Here is a 17264-nt window from a genome sequence, read left to right as displayed (position 1 = left end):
GCCAGCATTGGCGTCTGTGACATCGAGACCGCGTGCCCTGGTGACCGCGCCGCTGCGGGGGCCGGGGTTCGACAAGCTCAGGCAACTGGCCGACGTGCTGTACGACCCCTGGATCGAGCAGACCCCGCTGCGGATCTACAGCCCCGAGCAACTGGCCGAGCGGATCGCGGCCGAGTCCGCCGATGTCGTTGTGGTGGAAGGCGACTCGGTGCGCGGCCCGGTGTTCGAGCAGGGCCTGCGCGCGATCGCGTCCACCCGGGGCGACCCGAACAACGTCGACATCGACGGGGCCACCGCGGCCGGCATCCCGGTGCTGAACACCCCCGCCCGCAACGCCGACGCCGTCGCCGAGATGGCGGTGGCGCTGCTGCTGGCCGTGACTCGGCACCTGCTGACCGCCGATGCGGATGTCCGCGGCGGCAACATCTTTCGCGACGGCAGCATTCCGTATCAGCGGTTCCGCGGCTGGGAGATCGCCGGGCGCACCGCCGGGCTGGTGGGCCTCGGCGCCGTCGGCCGGGCCACCCAGTGGCGGCTGGCCGGGCTGGGCATGCGGGTGATCGCGCACGACCCCTACAACGACGAGGCCCGTCACGGCCTGGACGAACTGCTCGCCGAGGCCGACGTGGTGTCCCTGCACGCGCCCGTCACCGACGACACCGCCGGCATGATCGGCGCGCGGCAGTTCGCGGCCATGCGCGACGGCGTCGTCTTCCTCAACACCGCCCGGGCGCAGCTGCACGACACCGACGCGCTCGTCGACGCCCTGCGCGGCGGCAAGGTGGCCGCCGCGGGCCTGGACCACTTCGTCGGCGAATGGCTGCCGGCCGATCATCCGTTGACGGCAATGCCCAATGTCGTGCTGACGCCCCACATCGGGGGCGCCACGTGGAACACTGAGGCCCGGCAGGCGCTGATGGTGGCCGATGACCTGGAAGCCCTGCTGAGCGGCGAGACGCCCACCCATATCGTCAACCCGGAGGTGCTGGGCCCATGAAATCCGTCACCAACCCCGAGGACGCCGTGCTGGACGCGGCCAAGGACATGCTGCGCCGCGGCCTGGTCGAGGGCACCGCAGGCAACATCTCGGCGCGCCGCTCGGACGGCAACATCGTCATCACGCCGTCGTCGGTCGACTACCGCGACATGCAGCTGGACGACCTGGTGCTGATCGACCCGGACGGCGAGGTGCTGCACGCGCGCGACGGCCGGTTCCCGTCGTCGGAGGCGAAGCTGCACCTGGCGTGCTACCAGGCCTTCGACGACATCGGCAGCGTCATCCACAGCCATCCGGTGTGGGCGACCATGTTCGCCATTGCCCACCAACCCATTCCGGCGTGCATCGACGAGTTCGCCGTCTACTGCGGCGGGGAGGTGCGCTGCGCCGACTACGCCGCGTCCGGCACGCCCGAGGTCGGCACCAACGCGGTCAAGGCGCTCGAGGGCCGGGGCGCCGCGCTGATCGCCAACCACGGCTTGGTGGCCGTGGGGCCACGACCCGACAAGGCCCTGCACATCACCGCCCTGGTCGAGCGGACCGCCCAAATCGTCTGGGGGGCAAGAGCTCTCGGCGGTCCCGTGCCGATCCCCGACGAGGTGAACCGCAACTTCGCCGGCGTATACGGCTACCTGCGCGCCAACGCCTAGATGCGCCGGGTCCGGTTCGGCCACGCGAGCGTGACGCGCGTGCTGGAACTGCAATTCGACCTGGGCACCCACTGTTTCCCGCAGACGCCGCCATCGGGATGGCGGGACAACGCCGACCTGCTGGTGCCCGACTTCTTCGACCCCACGACAGACAAGTGGCACATCGCGGTCCAGAGCTGGGTCATCGAGGTCGACGGGCTGACCGTCGTCGTGGACACCGGTGTCGGCAACGATCGCGAGCGCCCGCACATGCCACCGCTGGACCACCTCAACACCGGGTTCCTGGCCGCGCTGGCGGCCGCGGCCGTGGACCGCAATGCCGTCGACGTCGTGATCAACACGCACATTCACTCCGATCACGTCGGGTGGAACACGATGCTCGAGGACGACGCCTGGGTGCCGACGTTCCCCAACGCCCGATACCTGGTGCCGGCCGCTGACTACCGCCACTTTTCCCCCGACGGGCCCGCGGGCGGGCAGCCCGGCGACCGGCTGGTGTTCGCGGACAGCGTCGCGCCCATCGCCGAGGCGGGCCAGCTCGTCCTATGGTCGGACGACTGCCAGATCAGCCCGTCGCTGCGCCTGCGGCCCGCCCCCGGGCACACGCCGGGCTCCTCGGTGCTGTGGCTCGATGCGGGCCGGCCCGCGGTCTTCGTCGGCGACCTCACCCACAGCCCACTGCAACTGCGGCGCCCCGCCGACGCCTGCGCCTTCGACGTGGACGGCCCGGCGGCCGCGGTGAGCCGCCGCCGGATCTTCACCGAGGCCGTCGGCGCGAAGGCCGCGGTGATACCCGCGCACTACCCGGGTCACGGAGGCGCCACCATCCGCGCGGTGGCCGACCGATTCGACGTCGAGGATTGGCTCGACATCGATACGGTGTGAGCCATGGCGTACCGCGTAGTCCAATGGTCGACCGGCAACATCGGCACTCGCGCCCTCGGCGTCCTGCTGGATCGTGACGACTTCGAGGTGGTGGGTGTCCACGCCTTCGGCTCGGACAAGGTGGGCCGCGACGCCGGCGAGCTGGCGGGCCAGGCCCCGGTCGGCGTGGCCGCGACCGACGACGTCGACGCGTTGATCGCGCTAAAACCGGATTGCGTCAACTACATGCCCCGCGCCATCGACTACGACCTGGTGATCGGGATGCTGCGCGCCGGCATCAACGTCGTCACCACGGGGGATTTCGTGACCGGCACCCATCACCCGACCGAGCTCCCCGCGCTGCAGCAGGCAGCGCGACAGGGCGGTGCGACCTTCCTGGGAACGGGGTTCGAGCCGGGCTTCATCAACGTCGTCGCCGGATTTCTCACCGGCGCCTGCCGAACGGTCCGCAGCGTCAAGCTCGTCGAAACGCTGGACTGCACAACCTATCCCGTCCAGGACGTGTGGAAGGTGCTCGGATTCGGGAAAACGCCCCGGGAGCCGGTGACGCACCTCGACCCCGCGACGCAACGATATGGCCTGGGCTACTTCGAGACGTTGGACATGATCGCCACCATGCTGGGCACCGAGCTCGACTCCAAGGATGCATTCGTCGAGCCCGCGGTGCTGACCCGGGATCTGAATCTGGGCTGGGTGGACTACGCCGCCGGCACCGCCGGGGGCCAGCGGCGCACCTATCGCGGCTTTCGCGGCGGCCGTCCGGTGGTCGAGCTGGCCATCTGCTGGACGATGAGCGACGACGCGCTCGACCCGAAATGGACCGACCCCAAGGGTTTTTCCGTGGCGATCGACGGCCAACCACGCGTCGACGCGACGATCCGATTCGGCGAGCCCGGCCAGGACGTGATGACCGTGTTGATGGACAGCACGGCCGTTGCGGCGGTCAACGCCATACCGTTCCTGTGCGAGGCGCCGCCGGGCGTCATCACCCCGATCGACCTGCCCATCATGGGATCACATGGGGCACTAGCGGTTTGAACCGCGCCACGCGCGGGGTGAGGTGCCGTGCGTGCGGCGGAAGAGCCTGCTGAAATAGCCCGGGTCGCCGATCCCGACGCGGCCAGCGACCTCCGCGATCGGCAGATCCGTTTCGGTGAGCAACGTCCGGGCCTCGGCCATCCGGCGCTCGACGATCCACTCCTGCACCGTGCGTCCGGTGCGGCGCCGCACCACGGTGGTCAGGTGCCCCGGCGTGATGCCGAGCTCACCCGCCACGTCGCGCAGGGACAGCGGCTCGGCGTGCCGGCGGTCGATCACCGCGAACACCTCGGCCAGCAGCGGTTCGCCGCTGCGCCGCAGGTCGCCGACCACGTCGACCGCCAGGCGCGCGAGGTCGATCAGCAGCAGCGTCAGATGCGCCAGCGACGCCTGCTGGTAACCCTGTTGGCGCGCGGTCAATTCGGCTTCGATCGACGCGATGGCACCCTCCCACGCCGACCGCCGGTGCGCGGGCACCTCCAGCCGCAGTAGTCCCCCGGATCGGCCGTGCAGGAACGGGAACAGTAGCGGATGCGCCCGCCACGTCGGCCATGGCGATCGCCCGTCCTCCCCCAGCGCCGCGGGATCGAAGAAGACCCCGACCCCGACATCGATACGACCCACGACCTGGGCCGGGTCGATCACCTCACCCGCCGCCAGTACATACACGCAGCCCGGACCAGGGCTGTACCAGAGCGCCGGAAAGTCGTGGATGTGTCGGCCGTGCTCCGGCAGGTCTTCGCGACTGGCCCGCAGCACCGACACCGGAGGGGTGTCCGGATCGGTCCGATATGCGTAAATGGGCACGCCCCGGCGATGCCGGACCATCCGAGCTGGCTGGGTCATGGTACGAAAGATAATCCTAGTTTCATCGAAGATCGACCAATTCTGAAGCAGGATAGCGGTTAATCATGAACTCTATGACAAAGCATCATCCACATGACTATCTGCCCGCCGCCGGCCACGACTCGCTGCTGCCCTGCTACGACCTGTTCGCCCGCCTGCTGGGCATGCCGAAGGTCTACGACACGCTGATCGCGCAGGCTGAACTCGCCGACGGCCAGCGGGTTCTGGAAATCGGCTGCGGCACGGGCAATCTCACCACCCGTGTCAAACGTGCCCACCCCACGGTTGACGTCACGGGATCCGACCCCGATCCCCGGGCACTGGAGCGGGCGCGGCGCAAGGGCATTGGGCTAAAAGACATCCGCTTCGAACAGGGCTACGCCGAGCGGCTGCCCTACCCCGACGGTGAATTCGACCGGGTGCTGTCCTCGATGATGTTGCACCACATCAACGAAGACGCGAAACCCGCCGCCGCGGAAGAGATCTTCCGCGTCCTGCGTCCCGGCGGCAGGCTGCACCTCGTCGACATCGGCGGCGAGATTACCGCCGAGCACGGCCTGTTGACGCGGCTCATCAGGCGCAACCCCCACGCGGCCGGCAACCTCGGCGACGCGATTCCCCGACTGCTGAACGCGGCGGGATTCGACTGCGCCGAGGTTGCGTCGACGCCGCACCGCGTCCTCGGGCGGTTGAACTACTACCGCGCCACGCGCCCCGCCTAACGCTGGTCGAACGCGACCTTGACGGCGCCGCTGTCGCCCTGGTTAGCGATCGCCAGGAACGCCTCGCGCCACTGCTCGAGGCCGAAGGTGTGGGTCAGCATGGGGCGCAGGTCCACCCGGTCGGCGGCGGCCAGGTCCAGGTAGTGGGCGATGGCGTGGCGGCGCTCGCCCTCGACCTCCTCGACCCCGAACGCGTTCGACCCCACGAGGGCGATCTCCTTGAAATACAAGGGACTCCACTCCCACCGCCCGGGCGCATGCACGCCGGCCTTCACCAGCGTGCCGCGGGCCCGCAGCACCCGCACCCCGACCTCGAACGTCTCGGGCTTGCCGACGGTGTCGTAGACGACGTCGAGCGCCCCCGGATAGGCCATCGGCAAGCCGAGCAGCGGCTGGCGCAGCCGACCGCCGCCCCACGCGACCAGTTCCTCGATGACGGCCAGGCGCGGTTCGTGATCCACCACCAGTGCCGCGCCGAACCGGCGGGCCAGTTCCTTCTGGGCCTCGAACCGCCCCACCACCGCGACGGCCACGTCGGGGTAGAGCGCCCGCAGGATCGCGACCGCGCACAACCCCAGCGAGCCGGCCCCGTAGACCAGCGCCCGGCCCGAGGGCGGCGGCGGATGGCGGGTGATCGCGTGCAGGGACACCGAGAACGGGTCGGCGAACACCGCGAGCTCGTCGGGCACGGAATCGGGAACCGCAAAGAGCATGCTGTCGTGGGCGGGCATCAGTTCGGCGTAGCCACCCGTCACGTCGGCCGACACCCCGGTGTGGATGCCGGGCTTGATGTCGCCGTCGGTGAAGCTCCAGCACAGGCTGTAGTCACCGCTTTCGCATGCGGGACAAGGCGGCTCGATGCCGCGCGGGCCGCAGGACAGCCACGGGTTGAGCACCACGCGCTGGCCCACCTCCAGCCCCCGGGCCTTGGGTCCCATCGCCACCACGTCGGCGACCACCTCGTGGCCCATGACCTGCGGAAAAGAACAGAAGGCGGACATGGCGTTGTCGGCGTCGGCCTCGCCGAAGTCCATCAGGATCTGCTTGGAGTCCGAGCCGCAGATGCCGGTCAGCCGCGGCCGGGTGAGCACCCAATCCTCGTGCGGCAGTTGAGGATCCGCGACCTCCCGCAGTGCGACAGGGCTGTGGGTCAGTGCGTCGTCGGGTCCGGGCGACGGCTCCGGCGGCACGCCGTACACCAGCGCCCTCATCGCGGAGCCATTCCTGCGACACCGGCGATGAACGCGTCGAGGTCGGCGTTCTTCGCGTCCACGACCGCTTTCATGTCCGGAACATAATGCTCGAACGTGTCGCCGGCCAGCGCCTCGATGATGCCCTCGGCCACCTCGTCGGCGGGCACCTTCGGCCCCTGGTAGAGCGGCTCCTCGCTGCCCGGGTGATCCCAGATCTCGGTGTCGACGGGCCCCGGCTCGATCAGCTTCACCACAACCCCACTGCCGTGCAGGTCGACGGCCATCGCCTCGCTCCAGCCGCACAGCGCGAATTTGCTTGCACAATAAGCGGTTTCGTGGATGATGCCGAGCCGGCCGCCGACACTGGACACGTTGACGATGAGGCCGGACCCGCGCTGCAGCATCCGCGGCAGCAGGGCCAGCGTGAGGCGCATCGGGGCGAAGAAGTTGATCCGCATGACGTCCTCGACCTCGCCGGGATCCAGGGCCGCGACCGGGCGGCGTTTCGGGATCGCGGCGTTGTTGATCAGCACGTCGACGCCGCCGAGCTCGTCCCACGCCCGCAGCGCCAGCTCCCGCAGCGCCGAGCTGTCCGCCAGGTCGGCCACCCACATCGCCGATTCCGGCGAGGTGCGCCGGCACTCCGCCAGCACCTCGGCGAGGCGATCCCGGCGGCGGGCGATCAGCCCCACCACCGCCCCCTGGGTCGCCAGTCGCCGGGCCAGGGCCGCGCCCAGTCCGGACGAGGCACCCGTGATCAGCACCCGCTTACCCGCCGCCTCGAAGGGCTCTGCGTTCGCCATCCGTCAAGGTTGCCGCGAATCGCGGGAAGCGTACAGTGGGAGAAGCTTGTTATATCGGCTAAATATTAGATTAACTACGTCCGAATAGGGGCAGACCATGACTTCCACCAGGCATGAGGGCGACACCTGGGACCTGGCATCCAGCGTCGGGGTGACCGCGACGATGGTCGCGGCCGCCCGCGCCGTGGCGAGCCGCGCCGATCGTCCGCTCATCGACGACCCGTTCGCCGAGCCGCTGGTCCGGGCCGTCGGCGTCGACCTGCTCACCCGGCTGGCGACCGGCGAGGTGGATCCGAGCGACCTGAACGACGTGCACGACGGCGCGAACGGGTCGACCGGGGCGATGTCCCGGATGGCCGACAACATGGCGGTGCGCACCAAGTTCTTCGACGAGTTCTTCCTGAGTGCGACGCAGGCCGGCGTCAAGCAGGTCGTGATCCTGGCCTCGGGGCTGGACTCCCGCGCGTACCGGTTGGACTGGCCGGCCGGGACCGTCGTCTACGAGGTGGACCAGCCGCAGGTCATCGAGTTCAAGTCGCGCACGCTTGCCGAACTCGGCACCGCCCCGACGGCTTACCGGCGGGTGGTGGCCGTCGACCTGCGCGACGACTGGCCCGCCGCGCTGCGCGCCGCCGGATTCGACCCAACGCGGCCGACCGCGTGGAGCGCCGAGGGCCTGCTCGGCTACCTGCCGCCGGAGGCGCAGGACCGCCTGTTGGACACGATCACCGAACTCAGCGCTCCGGGGAGCCGGCTGGCGACGGAAAGCGCGCCCAGCCCCGAGCCCGGGGACGAGGAGAAGCTGAAGGAGCGCATGCAGCGGATCTCCGAACGCTGGCGTGCGCACGGCTTCGAGCTGGACATGGCGGGGCTGGTCTACTTCGGGGAGCGCAACGAGGCGGCTACCTACCTGAGGGACCGTGGTTGGGCGCTGGAAGGCATCAGCATCCGAGAGCTGTTCGCGGCCAATGACCTTCCGCCCCTCGAGGGAGACGACACCCGGATGGGCGACGTGCTCTACGTGAGCGGCACCCATGAGTGAGGGCCGCACCGAGGGTGACAGCTGGGGACCGGCGTCCAGCGTCGGCGCCACGGCCACCATGGTCGCGGCCTCCCGCGCGGTGGCGTCACAGGGACCCGATGCGCTGCTCGACGACCCGTTCGCCGATCCCCTGGTCCGCGCCGTCGGGCTTGACCCGTTCATCCGCATCATCGACGGCGAGATCGATTTCGAGGACGACGCGCTGTTCAACCGGAAGACCCGGCGCGAACAGATCACGGTGCGCACCAGGTTCTTCGACGACTTCTTCACCGGCGCCACCGCCGACGGTGTGCGGCAGGCGGTGATTCTGGCCTCCGGCCTGGACACCAGGGCCTACCGATTGCCGTGGCCGGCCGGCACGGTGGTCTACGAGATCGACCAGCCCCAGGTCATCGCGTTCAAGACCGGCACGCTGGCCAACCTCGGCGCCACCCCCACCGCAGAGCACCGCACGATCGCCGTCGACCTGCGCGACGACTGGCCGGCCGCGTTGGCCCACGGCGGATTTGACGTCACCCAACCGACCGCGTGGAGCGCCGAGGGTCTGCTGCCCTACCTGCCGCCCGACGCCCAGGACCGGCTGTTCGACCACATCACGGCGCTCAGCGCTCCGGGCAGCCGGCTGGCCACCGAACACGTCCCGGACCCGAACGCGTTCACCGACGAGCGGTTGCAGCGCATCTCCGAGCGCTGGCAGCGCTTCGGTTTCAACCTCAACGCGGCCGACCTGTTCTACCGCGGTGAGCGCAACGTCGTCGTCGACTACCTCAAGACCCACGGCTGGCAGGTGACGGCCTACCCCGCCCGGGAGTTGTACGCCAGCAACGGGTTTGAGTTCCCCGAGGACGCGATGGCGGCCGCCTTCGGCGACTTGAGTTACGTGGCCGCGACCTTCAAGTAGGGTTTCGCCTATGCCACGCGCTCATGACGACAACTGGGATCTGGCCTCCAGCGTGGGCGTCACCGCGACGATGGTCGCGGCCGGCCGCGCCATGGCGACGAGGGATCCCCGCGGCCTGATCAACGACCCGTTCGCCGAGCCATTGGTGCGCGCGGTCGGGGTGGATCTGTTCACCAAGATGCTGGACGGCGAGCTCGACCTCGACGCGTTCGAGAACGCGTCGCCGGCGCGCATGCAGGCGATGGCCGACGGAATGGCGGTGCGCACCAAGTATTTCGACGATTACTTCATCGACGCGGTGGGCGCCGGGGTGCGCCAGGCAGTCATCCTGGCATCCGGACTGGACTCCCGCGCCTACCGGCTACCGTGGCCGGACGGCACGGTGGTCTACGAGATCGACCAGCCGCAGGTGATCGAGTTCAAGACGACCACGCTGGCCGGCATCGGCGCCGAACCCACCGCCACCCGGCGCACCATCGCCGTCGATCTGCGGCAAGACTGGCCGGCCGCGCTGCGCGAGGCCGGGCTGGACACGACGGCGCCGACCGCCTGGTTGGCCGAGGGCCTATTGATCTACCTGCCGCCGGAGGCCCAGGACCGGCTGTTCGACAACATTACAGCGCTCAGCGCGCCCGGCAGCACCGTCGCCACCGAATTCGTCCCCGGCATCATCGATTTCGACCCCAGCCGGGTGCAGGACATGGCTGGCGTATTCCGCGAGCACGGCGTCGACGTCGACATGGCGTCACTGGTCTACACCGGGGAACGAAACCACGTCGTTGACTACCTGCGGTCCAAGGGGTGGGACGCGGAGGGCGTCGAGCGAACGGAACTGTTCCGGCGCAACGACATCGAGGTGCCGCCGCCGGAGCAGGACGATCCGCTCGGCGAGATCATCTTCATCAGCGGCACGCTGAACTAGAGACGCGGGTTTCCCAGCCACAGCGCGCTGACGCCGCCCAGCGTCTGCTCGACATTGCTGAGGATCCCGGCGATCGAGCGGCCCAGCAGCGCGCCCAGCGCATCCGGCAGCGACGCGGCGGCCGGTTGCGACGAGGCCCGCGGCCGCACCAGGTCCAGCAGCGACGACCCGGGATAGCTGACGACGCGCACCTCGGCGTCCTCGTCCAGCCCAGCCAGGACCTTGGCCCGGCGCACCGCGGCCCGGAAGCCGCCGAGCTCGTCGACCAGGCCGCGTTCGAGCGCGTCGGCTCCGGTCCAAACCCGGCCCCGCGCAACGAGTTCCACGGCTTCGGCACTCAACTTGCGACCCTCGGCGACCCGTTCGACGAAGTCCCTGTACAGCAGCTCGGCCTCGGCCTCGCGATGCCGGCGCTGTTCCGGCGTAAACGGCGCGTCGGCCGACCAGGCGTCGGCATTCGCGTTGGTGCGCACCGTATCCGACGCGACCCCCAGGCGATCCTTCAGATCACGCACCACCAGCTTGCCGGTGATCACGCCGATCGAGCCGGTGATCGTGCCCGGGTTGGCCAGGATCGCGTCGGCGCCCATCGCGACGTAGTAGCCCCCGGATGCCGCCACTGCACCCATCGACGCCACCACTGGCTTGCCGTGCTCGCGGGCCCTTTTCACCTCGCGCCAGATGGTCTCGGACGCGATGACCGCACCGCCCGGGCTGTCCACCCGCAGCACGATCGCGGACACCGAATCGTCGGCGGCGGCCTCCCGCAGCGCCGCCGCGATGGTGTCGGCGCCGGCGGTCGACGTGCCCAGCGGCAGGAACTGCGGGCCACCGCGTCCGGTGACAATCGTGCCGTCGACGGTGACCACGGCTAGCATCGGCTTGGGCCGGCGGCCCGGGACCGACGGCACGGGCGGGCTGAGTCGCGGCCGGGCCGCGCCGGCGTAGCGCGTCAGGTAGAGCCGGGGCGGAGTGTTTTCGTCCGAAATATCCTGCACGTCAACCAGTTCCGCGATCCGCGCGTAGGCCTCGTCGCGGAATCCGACCCGGTCGACGAGGCCCGAGGCCACCGCGTCGTCGCGCAGCAGCGGGCCCCGGTCGGCCAACTCGTCGAGCGCCTCCGGTTCGATCTTGCGCGACTCGGCGATCGCTGCCCACACCTGCTCTTGCAGGCTCTCGAGCATCCGCGTGACGGCCTCGCGGTGGGCCTCGGTGAAGCCGCCCTCGGTCAAAAGGTTTGCCGCCGACTTGTATTCGCCCGTCGCGATGATCTGGGCTTCGATCCCCGCCTTGTCGAGCGCGTCGCGCAGGAACATGGCGTTGCTCGCGAAGCCGATCAGGCCGACGCTGCCCGAGGGCTGCAACCACACCTCGCCGAACGCCGAGGCGAGGTAGTAGGACAGCGTGCCCGGGTAGGTCTCGGCCCAGGCCAGCGACGGCTTGACGGCGGCGAACGCCGCGATCGCCTCCCTCAGTTCCTGGACCGCGGCCGGCGGCGCCGCCGCGAGCTGCACGCGCGCGATCAGCCCGGCGACCCGCGGGTCCTCGGCGGCGCGGTGGATCGCCGCGACGGTGTCGCGGAGCGACATCGGCCGGTTGCCCCCGGTGATCATCGCCACCGGGTCGAAACCGGTGCTCTCCGGCGGCGCCGAGCGCAGGTCGAACTCGAGGACGCAGCCGTTGGGCACGCCGTGGTGGCGCGCCGTGTCGACGCGGCCGGCGAGGGCGCGGACGTCGTCGAGGCTTGGGACCGAGGGCAGGAAACCGAACATATTCGCAGCCTACCGATCGGGCGCCGTACGGTGGTCGGGTGAGGTTTTCCATCGCGATCCCCCAATTCGACTACGACCGTTTCGACGCGCCCGGTCTGCGCGCCTACCTCGCCCGCGCCGAGGAACTCGGGTTCGAGGGCGGCTGGGTCCTCGAGCAGATCATCGGCGAGGCGCCGCTGCTGGCGCCGCTGGAGCTGCTGGCCTATTGCGCCGCCTGCACCGAGCGGCTGCGCCTCGGGGTCGCCGTCCTGGTGACGTCCCTGCACGACCCGCTGCAGCTGGCCTCGTCCGCCACCGCCGTCGACCGGCTCAGCCACGGGCGGCTGGACCTCGGCGTCGGGGCCGGCGGCGGCTTTCGCCGATTCGACGCCTTCGGCGTCGAAAAGGCAACCTACATCTCGTATTTCACCGAAGGCCTGGAGCTGATGAAGGCGGCCTGGTCCGACGAGCCCCGGGTGACGTTCCACGGCCGGTTCCGCGACGTCGACGACCTACCGATTCAACCCAAGCCGGTGCAGCGGCCACATCCGCCGATCTGGTTCGGCGGGCTGGCCCCCAAGGCGCTGGCCAGGGCGGTGCGCCACGGTGATTCGTTTCTGGGCGCGGGCTCGTCGACCACCGAGGCGTTCGCCGGGGCTGTCGCGGTGGTGCGCCGCGAACTCGCCGAACAACGAAAGGACCCGGCGCACTTCACCATTGGCAAGCGGGTCTACCTGACGGTCGACGACGACGCGTCGCGGGCCCGGGAGCGGGTGCTCGAAGGCCTTCATCGCATCTACGGCGATTCCATTCCCGGCGGGGATGACGTGCCGGTGTCGGGCACGCCCGACGACGTGGTGCGCGGGCTGCGCGAGGTGATCGACGCGGGGGCCGAGTACCTGCTACTCAACCCCGTCGGCGCCGACGTAGGAGAGAACCGCGAACAGATGGAACGCCTTGCCGCGGAGGTCATTCCGCAGCTGAGCTGACTACAGCTCGGTGACCGAGCCGCCCGCCGCGGTGATCTTCTCGCGCGCGCTGCCGCTGAACTTGTGCGCGGACAGGTCGACCTTGACGGTCAGCTTGCCGTCGCCGAGGACCTTGACCAACGAGTTCTTGCGAACCGCGCCTTTGGCCACCAGCTCGTCGACGCCGATCGCGCCGCCCTGCGGGAACAGCCGGCCCAAGTCGCCGACGTTGACGATCTCGTACTCGGTGCGGAAGCGATTCCGGAATCCCTTGAGCTTGGGCAGCCGCATGTGAATCGGCATCTGGCCACCCTCGAAGGTCGCCGGCACGTTCTTGCGGGCCTTGGTGCCCTTGGTGCCGCGCCCGGCCGACTTGCCCTTTGAGCCCTCGCCGCGACCGACACGGGTGCGCGCTTTCTTCGACCCGGGTGCGGGTTTCAGGTCGTGCAATTTGATGGTCACTTGGCCTCCTCCACCTCGACGAGGTGGCGCACCACCGCGATCAGGCCGCGGGTCTGTGCGTTGTCCTCACGGACCACCGAATGGCGGATCCGCCGCAGGCCCAGGGTCCGCAGGCTCTCACGCTGCTTCCAGCGAGCACCGATGGTGCTGCGCACCTGGGTGATCTTGAGCTGACTCATGGTTGCGCTCCCGAAATCTGAGCCTCACGCGCCGCCGCCGCACTGGCCAGTGCGTCGCTTTCCCGGCGCGCCTTCAACATGCCGGCCGGGGCGACGTCCTCGATCGGCAGTCCGCGGCGAGCGGCCACCTCCTCGGGACGCTGCAGCAGCTTGAGCGCGGCCACGGTCGCGTGCACCACGTTGATCGCGTTGTCACTGCCCAACGACTTGGCCAGAATGTCGTGCACCCCAGCACATTCCAGGACGGCGCGGGCCGCGCCGCCGGCGATGACGCCGGTACCCGGGCTGGCGGGACGCAGCAGCACGACGCCCGCGGCCGCCTCACCCTGCACCGGGTGCGTGATGGTGCCGCCGATCAAAGGGACCCGGAAGAAGCCCTTGCGCGCCTCCTCGACACCCTTGGCGATCGCGGCCGGCACCTCCTTGGCCTTGCCGTAGCCGACGCCGACCATGCCGTTGCCGTCGCCGACGATGACCAGCGCGGTGAAGCTGAATCGCCGTCCACCCTTGACCACCTTGGAGACGCGGTTGATGGCGACGACCCGCTCCAGGTAGTTGCTCTTCTCGCCGTCGCGGTCACGACCGCCGCGGCCACCACCGTCGCGCCGGCCGCGGCTGTCGCGGCCGTCACCGCGCGAGTCGCGGCTGTCGCGGCTGTCCGGGCCCTGCCCGCCGGCCGACTGTTCCGCCATTATGCGGTCCTTCCAGTTGTCATCAGGCTGATGTTGTTCATCAGAATCGCAATCCGTTCTCGCGCGCGGCATCCGCCAGCGCGGCGATCCGTCCGCCGTAGGTGTACCCGCCGCGGTCGAAGACCACGGTGTCGATGCCGGCGGCCTTGGCGCGCTCGGCGATCAACTGACCGACCCGCACGCTGCGCGCCTTCTTGTCGCCGTCCAGGCCACGCACGTCGGCCTCGATCGACGACGCCGCGGCCAGCGTGGTGCCGTTCTCGTCGTTGACCAGTTGCACGTGGATGTGCCGCGCGGAGCGGTGCACCACCAGGCGTGGGCGCTGCGGGGTGCCCGCCAGCTTCTTGCGCAGCCGCGCGTGCCTGCGCAGCCGGGAGACCCGCCGCGTCTCGGATACGTTCTGCCCCACCGGCTTTCCGGCCGGGGCGGCCGTCTTTGTTTGCGCCATGACTACTTACCTGTCTTTCCGACCTTGCGGCGGATCTGCTCGCCCTCGTAGCGCACGCCCTTGCCCTTGTACGGGTCGGGACGGCGCAGGCGGCGGATGTTCGCCGAGATCTGACCGACCTTCTGCTTGTCGATCCCGGTGACCGTGAACTTCGTCGGTGACTGGACCGCGAACGTGATGCCCTCGGGCGCCTCGATCACGACGGGGTGGCTGTAGCCCAGCGCGAACTCGAGGTTGGAGCCCTTGAGCTGCACGCGGTAGCCGACACCGAAGATTTCCATCTTGACGGTGTAGCCCTCCGTCACGCCGGTGACCAGGTTGGACACCAGGGTGCGCGACAGCCCGTGCAGCGAGCGGTTGCGTCGCTCGTCGTTGGGGCGGGTGACCACGATCGCGCCGTCGTCGTTGCGCGCCACCGTGATCGGTTCGGCGACGGTCAGGTTCAGGCTGCCCTTGGGACCCTTCACCGAGACGTTCTGGCCGTCGATCGTTACGTCGACTCCGGAGGGGACCGGAACCGGCTGCTTACCAATACGTGACATGTTTAACCCCTCACCACACGTACGCGAGGACTTCGCCGCCCACGCCCTGTCTGGCTGCCTGACGGTCGGTGAGCAGACCCGACGAGGTCGAGATGATCGCCACGCCCAGTCCGCCGAGCACGCGCGGCAGGTTGGTGGATTTCGCGTACACCCGCAACCCGGGCTTGGACACCCGGCGCAGGCCGGCGATGCTGCGCTCCCGGCTCGGCCCGTACTTGAGCTGGACAACCAGCGACTTGCCGACCCGAGCGTCTTCGGTGTGGAAGTCGTTGATGTAGCCCTCGTTCTTGAGGATCTGGGCGATGTTGGCCTTGATCTTGGAGTGCGGCAACGTCACCTCGTCGTGGTACGCCGAATTGGCGTTGCGCAGACGGGTCAGGAAGTCGGCGATCGGATCGGTCATCGTCATAGTTGCGTCCTATGTCCCGTCACCAGCTGCTCTTCTGCACGCCGGGCAGTTCGCCCGCGTGCGCCATCTCGCGCAGGCAGATTCTGCACAGCCCGAACTTGCGGAACACCGCGCGCGGACGTCCGCACTTGCTGCAGCGGGTGTAGCCGCGCACCGCGAACTTGGGCTTGCGCGCGGCCTTGTTAACCAGTGCCTTCTTAGCCATCTAGTCAGTTCTCCTTGAACGGAAATCCGAGGGCCCGCAACAGGGCTCGTCCTTCGTCGTCGGTCGTCGCCGAGGTGACGACGTTGATGTCCATGCCGCGGACCCGGTCGATCTTGTCCACGTCGATCTCGTGGAACACCGACTGCTCGGCCAGTCCGAAGGTGTAGTTGCCGACGCCGTCGAACTGCTTGGGCGAAAGCCCGCGGAAGTCACGGATACGCGGCAGCGCGATCGAGGTGAGCCGGTCGAGGAACTCCCACATGCGGTCCCCGCGCAGCGTCACCCGCACGCCGATCGGCATGCCCTCGCGCAACTTGAACTGCGCGATGGACTTTCGCGCCTTACGGATCTCCGGCTTCTGGCCGGTGATCAGCGCCAGGTCGTTGACCGCACCGTTGATCAGTTTGGCGTCGCGAGCCGCCTCGCCGACGCCCATGTTCACGACGACCTTGGTGATGGTCGGGATCTGCATGACGTTGCCGTAGCCAAACTGCTTGTGCAACGCATCGCGAATCTCGTTGCGGTAGCGCTCTTTGAGGCGCGGCTGAACCTTCTCTGCTGTGGTCATTAGATGTCCTTGCCGTTGCGCTTGGAGACGCGGACGCGCTTGCCGGTTTCCTCGTCCAGCCGGTAGCCGATGCGGGTGGGCTTGCCGTCCGAGTCGACCACCATCACGTTGGACACGTGGATCGGGGCCTCCTGCGTGACGATGCCGCCCGAGCGGGCGCCACGCTGGTTGGTGGAAACCGCGGTGTGCTTCTTGATGCGGTTGACGCCCTCGACCAGCACGCGGTTGCGTTCCGGGTACGCCTGTAGCACCTTGCCCTTGGCACCCTTGTCCTTGCCCGCGATGACGAGGACGGTGTCGCCCTTGTGGACCTTCATCTACAACACCTCCGGGGCCAGCGAGATGATCTTCATGAATCGCTTCTCGCGCAGTTCGCGCCCGACGGGCCCGAAGATGCGCGTCCCGCGCGGGTCGTTGTCGGGCTTGATGATCACCGCGGCGTTCTCGTCGAACTTGATGTAGCTGCCGTCGGGACGACGGCGCTCCTTGACCGTGCGCACCACGACGGCCTTGACGACGTCCCCGCGCTTGACGTTGCCGCCGGGGATGGCGTCTTTGACCGTGGCGACGATGACGTCACCGATGCCGGCGTAGCGTCGCGACGAACCGCCGAGCACCCGGATGCACAAGATCTCCTTGGCGCCGGTGTTGTCGGCAACCTTCAGCCGCGATTCCTGCTGAATCACTCGATCTCCTGACCTGGTTTCATATGTGCACGGCAGGAGAAAACGTCTCAATGAGCAGTGCTCACCAACAACCTGACGTGCGCGGTCTTTGTCACCTAAGGGCACGCGGGGCCGATAGTGCTTTCGCTTACCGGCCGAGGTCTGCCCAAGGCAACCCCTAGAGTCTAGGGGACGACCAGCTCAGAGCCAAATTCGCCTAGAAGGGTGGCGGTTCCTCGTCGCCGGTGGGTGGGGGCAGGGCGAAGTAGTCGTGGGTCTCCGATTTTCGGGCCAGGCGAGCGTCGCGGTTGTGGCGGCGTTCGGTGGCCACCCGGTGGGCGCGGTCTTGGGCGCGGGTGCGGCGGCGTTTGGGCAT

Annotated in this window: 23 protein-coding genes; 9 read left to right on the top strand and 14 right to left on the bottom strand. The window is 69.0% G+C overall.

Annotated elements, in window-relative coordinates; genetic code table 11:
• Nucleotides 1–16 precede the first annotated feature (16 nt).
• From AWB92_RS00270 to AWB92_RS00255, 4 genes are read left to right on the top strand one after another with little or no spacing between them, the layout of a single operon-like run.
• Entirely contained in the window at nucleotides 17–997 is a 981-nt protein-coding gene (locus tag AWB92_RS00270; RefSeq protein ID WP_085183555.1) for an NAD(P)-dependent oxidoreductase, read from the top strand.
• Nucleotides 994–1647 carry an L-fuculose-phosphate aldolase gene (locus tag AWB92_RS00265; protein ID WP_085183554.1) on the top strand — a complete coding sequence of 218 codons (654 nt, stop codon included), beginning with the start codon at nucleotides 994–996 and terminating at the stop codon, nucleotides 1645–1647. The genes AWB92_RS00270 and AWB92_RS00265 overlap by 4 nt, the downstream gene beginning before the upstream one ends.
• Complete coding sequence (locus AWB92_RS00260) at nucleotides 1648–2532, top strand: MBL fold metallo-hydrolase (RefSeq protein WP_085183553.1); 885 nt, start codon at nucleotides 1648–1650, stop codon at nucleotides 2530–2532.
• Nucleotides 2533–2535: 3 nt separating this feature from the next.
• A complete protein-coding gene (locus AWB92_RS00255; RefSeq protein WP_085183552.1) occupies nucleotides 2536–3570 on the top strand; it encodes a dihydrodipicolinate reductase in 1035 nt (344 codons plus the stop codon).
• On the opposite strand, the gene AWB92_RS00250 is transcribed toward AWB92_RS00255, so the two are convergent.
• Nucleotides 3559–4416, bottom strand: a complete 858-nt coding sequence (locus tag AWB92_RS00250) for an AraC family transcriptional regulator (RefSeq protein WP_085183551.1) — start codon at nucleotides 4414–4416, stop codon at nucleotides 3559–3561. The two genes, AWB92_RS00255 and AWB92_RS00250, sit on opposite strands and share 12 nt — an antisense overlap.
• A gap of 65 nt (nucleotides 4417–4481) precedes the next feature.
• Here AWB92_RS00250 and AWB92_RS00245 point away from each other — a divergent pair, with 65 nt between their 5' ends.
• Nucleotides 4482–5138 (top strand): class I SAM-dependent methyltransferase, encoded by a 657-nt coding sequence (locus AWB92_RS00245; RefSeq protein WP_142281881.1) that lies wholly within the window; start codon nucleotides 4482–4484, stop codon nucleotides 5136–5138.
• On the opposite strand, the gene AWB92_RS00240 is transcribed toward AWB92_RS00245, so the two are convergent.
• Complete coding sequence (locus AWB92_RS00240; RefSeq protein ID WP_085183550.1) at nucleotides 5135–6349, bottom strand: alcohol dehydrogenase catalytic domain-containing protein; 1215 nt, start codon at nucleotides 6347–6349, stop codon at nucleotides 5135–5137. The two genes, AWB92_RS00245 and AWB92_RS00240, sit on opposite strands and share 4 nt — an antisense overlap.
• On the bottom strand, nucleotides 6346–7134 hold the full coding sequence (locus AWB92_RS00235; RefSeq protein ID WP_085183549.1) for an SDR family oxidoreductase: 789 nt from the start codon (nucleotides 7132–7134) through the stop codon (nucleotides 6346–6348). Before AWB92_RS00235 ends, AWB92_RS00240 begins: the two co-directional genes overlap by 4 nt.
• Before the next feature lie 97 nt (nucleotides 7135–7231).
• Here AWB92_RS00235 and AWB92_RS00230 point away from each other — a divergent pair, with 97 nt between their 5' ends.
• From AWB92_RS00230 to AWB92_RS00220, 3 genes are read left to right on the top strand one after another with little or no spacing between them, the layout of a single operon-like run.
• Nucleotides 7232–8176: a class I SAM-dependent methyltransferase gene (locus AWB92_RS00230; protein ID WP_085183548.1), complete on the top strand. Its 945-nt coding sequence runs from the start codon at nucleotides 7232–7234 to the stop codon at nucleotides 8174–8176.
• Nucleotides 8169–9077, top strand: coding sequence for a class I SAM-dependent methyltransferase (locus AWB92_RS00225; protein ID WP_085183547.1), 909 nt, complete (start codon nucleotides 8169–8171; stop codon nucleotides 9075–9077). Before AWB92_RS00230 ends, AWB92_RS00225 begins: the two co-directional genes overlap by 8 nt.
• A 10-nt stretch (nucleotides 9078–9087) precedes the next feature.
• Nucleotides 9088–9999, top strand: coding sequence for a class I SAM-dependent methyltransferase (locus AWB92_RS00220; protein WP_085183546.1), 912 nt, complete (start codon nucleotides 9088–9090; stop codon nucleotides 9997–9999).
• Here the strand turns inward: AWB92_RS00220 and sppA are convergent.
• Nucleotides 9996–11771: a signal peptide peptidase SppA gene (gene sppA, locus AWB92_RS00215; protein WP_085183545.1), complete on the bottom strand. Its 1776-nt coding sequence runs from the start codon at nucleotides 11769–11771 to the stop codon at nucleotides 9996–9998. The two genes, AWB92_RS00220 and sppA, sit on opposite strands and share 4 nt — an antisense overlap.
• Nucleotides 11772–11809: 38 nt before the next feature.
• Between sppA and AWB92_RS00210 the strand changes: the two genes are divergently transcribed.
• On the top strand, nucleotides 11810–12739 hold the full coding sequence (locus tag AWB92_RS00210) for an LLM class flavin-dependent oxidoreductase (protein ID WP_085183544.1): 930 nt from the start codon (nucleotides 11810–11812) through the stop codon (nucleotides 12737–12739).
• On the opposite strand, the gene rplO is transcribed toward AWB92_RS00210, so the two are convergent.
• From rplO to rplN, 10 genes are read right to left on the bottom strand one after another with little or no spacing between them, the layout of a single operon-like run.
• The gene (rplO, locus tag AWB92_RS00205) at nucleotides 12740–13180 is read right to left on the bottom strand and encodes a 50S ribosomal protein L15 (protein ID WP_085183543.1); all 441 of its coding nucleotides are present in this window, start codon (nucleotides 13178–13180) and stop codon (nucleotides 12740–12742) included. It abuts the gene before it with no gap.
• A complete protein-coding gene (gene rpmD / locus AWB92_RS00200; protein WP_068104474.1) occupies nucleotides 13177–13359 on the bottom strand; it encodes a 50S ribosomal protein L30 in 183 nt (60 codons plus the stop codon). The genes rplO and rpmD overlap by 4 nt, the downstream gene beginning before the upstream one ends.
• Entirely contained in the window at nucleotides 13356–14051 is a 696-nt protein-coding gene (rpsE, locus tag AWB92_RS00195) for a 30S ribosomal protein S5 (protein WP_068104472.1), read from the bottom strand. Before rpsE ends, rpmD begins: the two co-directional genes overlap by 4 nt.
• A gap of 40 nt (nucleotides 14052–14091) precedes the next feature.
• Nucleotides 14092–14460, bottom strand: coding sequence for a 50S ribosomal protein L18 (gene rplR, locus AWB92_RS00190; RefSeq protein WP_142281883.1), 369 nt, complete (start codon nucleotides 14458–14460; stop codon nucleotides 14092–14094).
• A gap of 41 nt (nucleotides 14461–14501) precedes the next feature.
• Nucleotides 14502–15041 carry a 50S ribosomal protein L6 gene (rplF, locus tag AWB92_RS00185; RefSeq protein ID WP_068104467.1) on the bottom strand — a complete coding sequence of 180 codons (540 nt, stop codon included), beginning with the start codon at nucleotides 15039–15041 and terminating at the stop codon, nucleotides 14502–14504.
• 10 nt (nucleotides 15042–15051) lie between these two features.
• Entirely contained in the window at nucleotides 15052–15450 is a 399-nt protein-coding gene (gene rpsH, locus AWB92_RS00180; RefSeq protein ID WP_067158795.1) for a 30S ribosomal protein S8, read from the bottom strand.
• A gap of 19 nt (nucleotides 15451–15469) precedes the next feature.
• Complete coding sequence (locus tag AWB92_RS00175) at nucleotides 15470–15655, bottom strand: type Z 30S ribosomal protein S14 (RefSeq protein ID WP_011739072.1); 186 nt, start codon at nucleotides 15653–15655, stop codon at nucleotides 15470–15472.
• A gap of 4 nt (nucleotides 15656–15659) precedes the next feature.
• Nucleotides 15660–16223, bottom strand: coding sequence for a 50S ribosomal protein L5 (rplE, locus tag AWB92_RS00170; RefSeq protein ID WP_067006259.1), 564 nt, complete (start codon nucleotides 16221–16223; stop codon nucleotides 15660–15662).
• Nucleotides 16223–16540 carry a 50S ribosomal protein L24 gene (gene rplX / locus AWB92_RS00165; protein WP_068104465.1) on the bottom strand — a complete coding sequence of 106 codons (318 nt, stop codon included), beginning with the start codon at nucleotides 16538–16540 and terminating at the stop codon, nucleotides 16223–16225. The genes rplE and rplX overlap by 1 nt, the downstream gene beginning before the upstream one ends.
• Nucleotides 16541–16909 carry a 50S ribosomal protein L14 gene (rplN, locus tag AWB92_RS00160; protein ID WP_003403649.1) on the bottom strand — a complete coding sequence of 123 codons (369 nt, stop codon included), beginning with the start codon at nucleotides 16907–16909 and terminating at the stop codon, nucleotides 16541–16543.
• Nucleotides 16910–17264: the final 355 nt, after the last annotated feature.

The sequence above is a fragment of the Mycobacterium sp. IEC1808 genome, assembly GCF_002101935.1.
In the GTDB taxonomy this organism is placed as follows: Bacteria; Actinomycetota; Actinomycetes; order Mycobacteriales; family Mycobacteriaceae; genus Mycobacterium.
The sequence above is the reverse complement of the archived record's forward strand: the minus strand, read 5'-3'. Positions and strand labels throughout refer to the sequence as shown.

What these genes read in the sequence shown, in the direction of transcription:
- AWB92_RS00265 (WP_085183554.1), top strand. Translation starts at nt 994, where the DNA reads ATGAAATCCGTCACCAACCCCGAGGACGCCGTGCTGGACGCGGCCAAG.
- AWB92_RS00260 (WP_085183553.1), top strand. Translation starts at nt 1,648, where the DNA reads ATGCGCCGGGTCCGGTTCGGCCACGCGAGCGTGACGCGCGTGCTGGAA.
- AWB92_RS00255 (WP_085183552.1), top strand. Translation starts at nt 2,536, where the DNA reads ATGGCGTACCGCGTAGTCCAATGGTCGACCGGCAACATCGGCACTCGC.
- AWB92_RS00250 (WP_085183551.1), bottom strand. Translation starts at nt 4,416, where the DNA reads ATGACCCAGCCAGCTCGGATGGTCCGGCATCGCCGGGGCGTGCCCATT.
- AWB92_RS00245 (WP_142281881.1), top strand. Translation starts at nt 4,482, where the DNA reads ATGAACTCTATGACAAAGCATCATCCACATGACTATCTGCCCGCCGCC.
- AWB92_RS00240 (WP_085183550.1), bottom strand. Translation starts at nt 6,349, where the DNA reads ATGAGGGCGCTGGTGTACGGCGTGCCGCCGGAGCCGTCGCCCGGACCC.
- AWB92_RS00235 (WP_085183549.1), bottom strand. Translation starts at nt 7,134, where the DNA reads ATGGCGAACGCAGAGCCCTTCGAGGCGGCGGGTAAGCGGGTGCTGATC.
- AWB92_RS00230 (WP_085183548.1), top strand. Translation starts at nt 7,232, where the DNA reads ATGACTTCCACCAGGCATGAGGGCGACACCTGGGACCTGGCATCCAGC.
- AWB92_RS00225 (WP_085183547.1), top strand. Translation starts at nt 8,169, where the DNA reads ATGAGTGAGGGCCGCACCGAGGGTGACAGCTGGGGACCGGCGTCCAGC.
- AWB92_RS00220 (WP_085183546.1), top strand. Translation starts at nt 9,088, where the DNA reads ATGCCACGCGCTCATGACGACAACTGGGATCTGGCCTCCAGCGTGGGC.
- sppA (WP_085183545.1), bottom strand. Translation starts at nt 11,771, where the DNA reads ATGTTCGGTTTCCTGCCCTCGGTCCCAAGCCTCGACGACGTCCGCGCC.
- rpmD (WP_068104474.1), bottom strand. Translation starts at nt 13,359, where the DNA reads ATGAGTCAGCTCAAGATCACCCAGGTGCGCAGCACCATCGGTGCTCGC.
- rpsE (WP_068104472.1), bottom strand. Translation starts at nt 14,051, where the DNA reads ATGGCGGAACAGTCGGCCGGCGGGCAGGGCCCGGACAGCCGCGACAGC.
- rplF (WP_068104467.1), bottom strand. Translation starts at nt 15,041, where the DNA reads ATGTCACGTATTGGTAAGCAGCCGGTTCCGGTCCCCTCCGGAGTCGAC.
- rpsH (WP_067158795.1), bottom strand. Translation starts at nt 15,450, where the DNA reads ATGACGATGACCGATCCGATCGCCGACTTCCTGACCCGTCTGCGCAAC.
- AWB92_RS00175 (WP_011739072.1), bottom strand. Translation starts at nt 15,655, where the DNA reads ATGGCTAAGAAGGCACTGGTTAACAAGGCCGCGCGCAAGCCCAAGTTC.
- rplE (WP_067006259.1), bottom strand. Translation starts at nt 16,223, where the DNA reads ATGACCACAGCAGAGAAGGTTCAGCCGCGCCTCAAAGAGCGCTACCGC.
- rplX (WP_068104465.1), bottom strand. Translation starts at nt 16,540, where the DNA reads ATGAAGGTCCACAAGGGCGACACCGTCCTCGTCATCGCGGGCAAGGAC.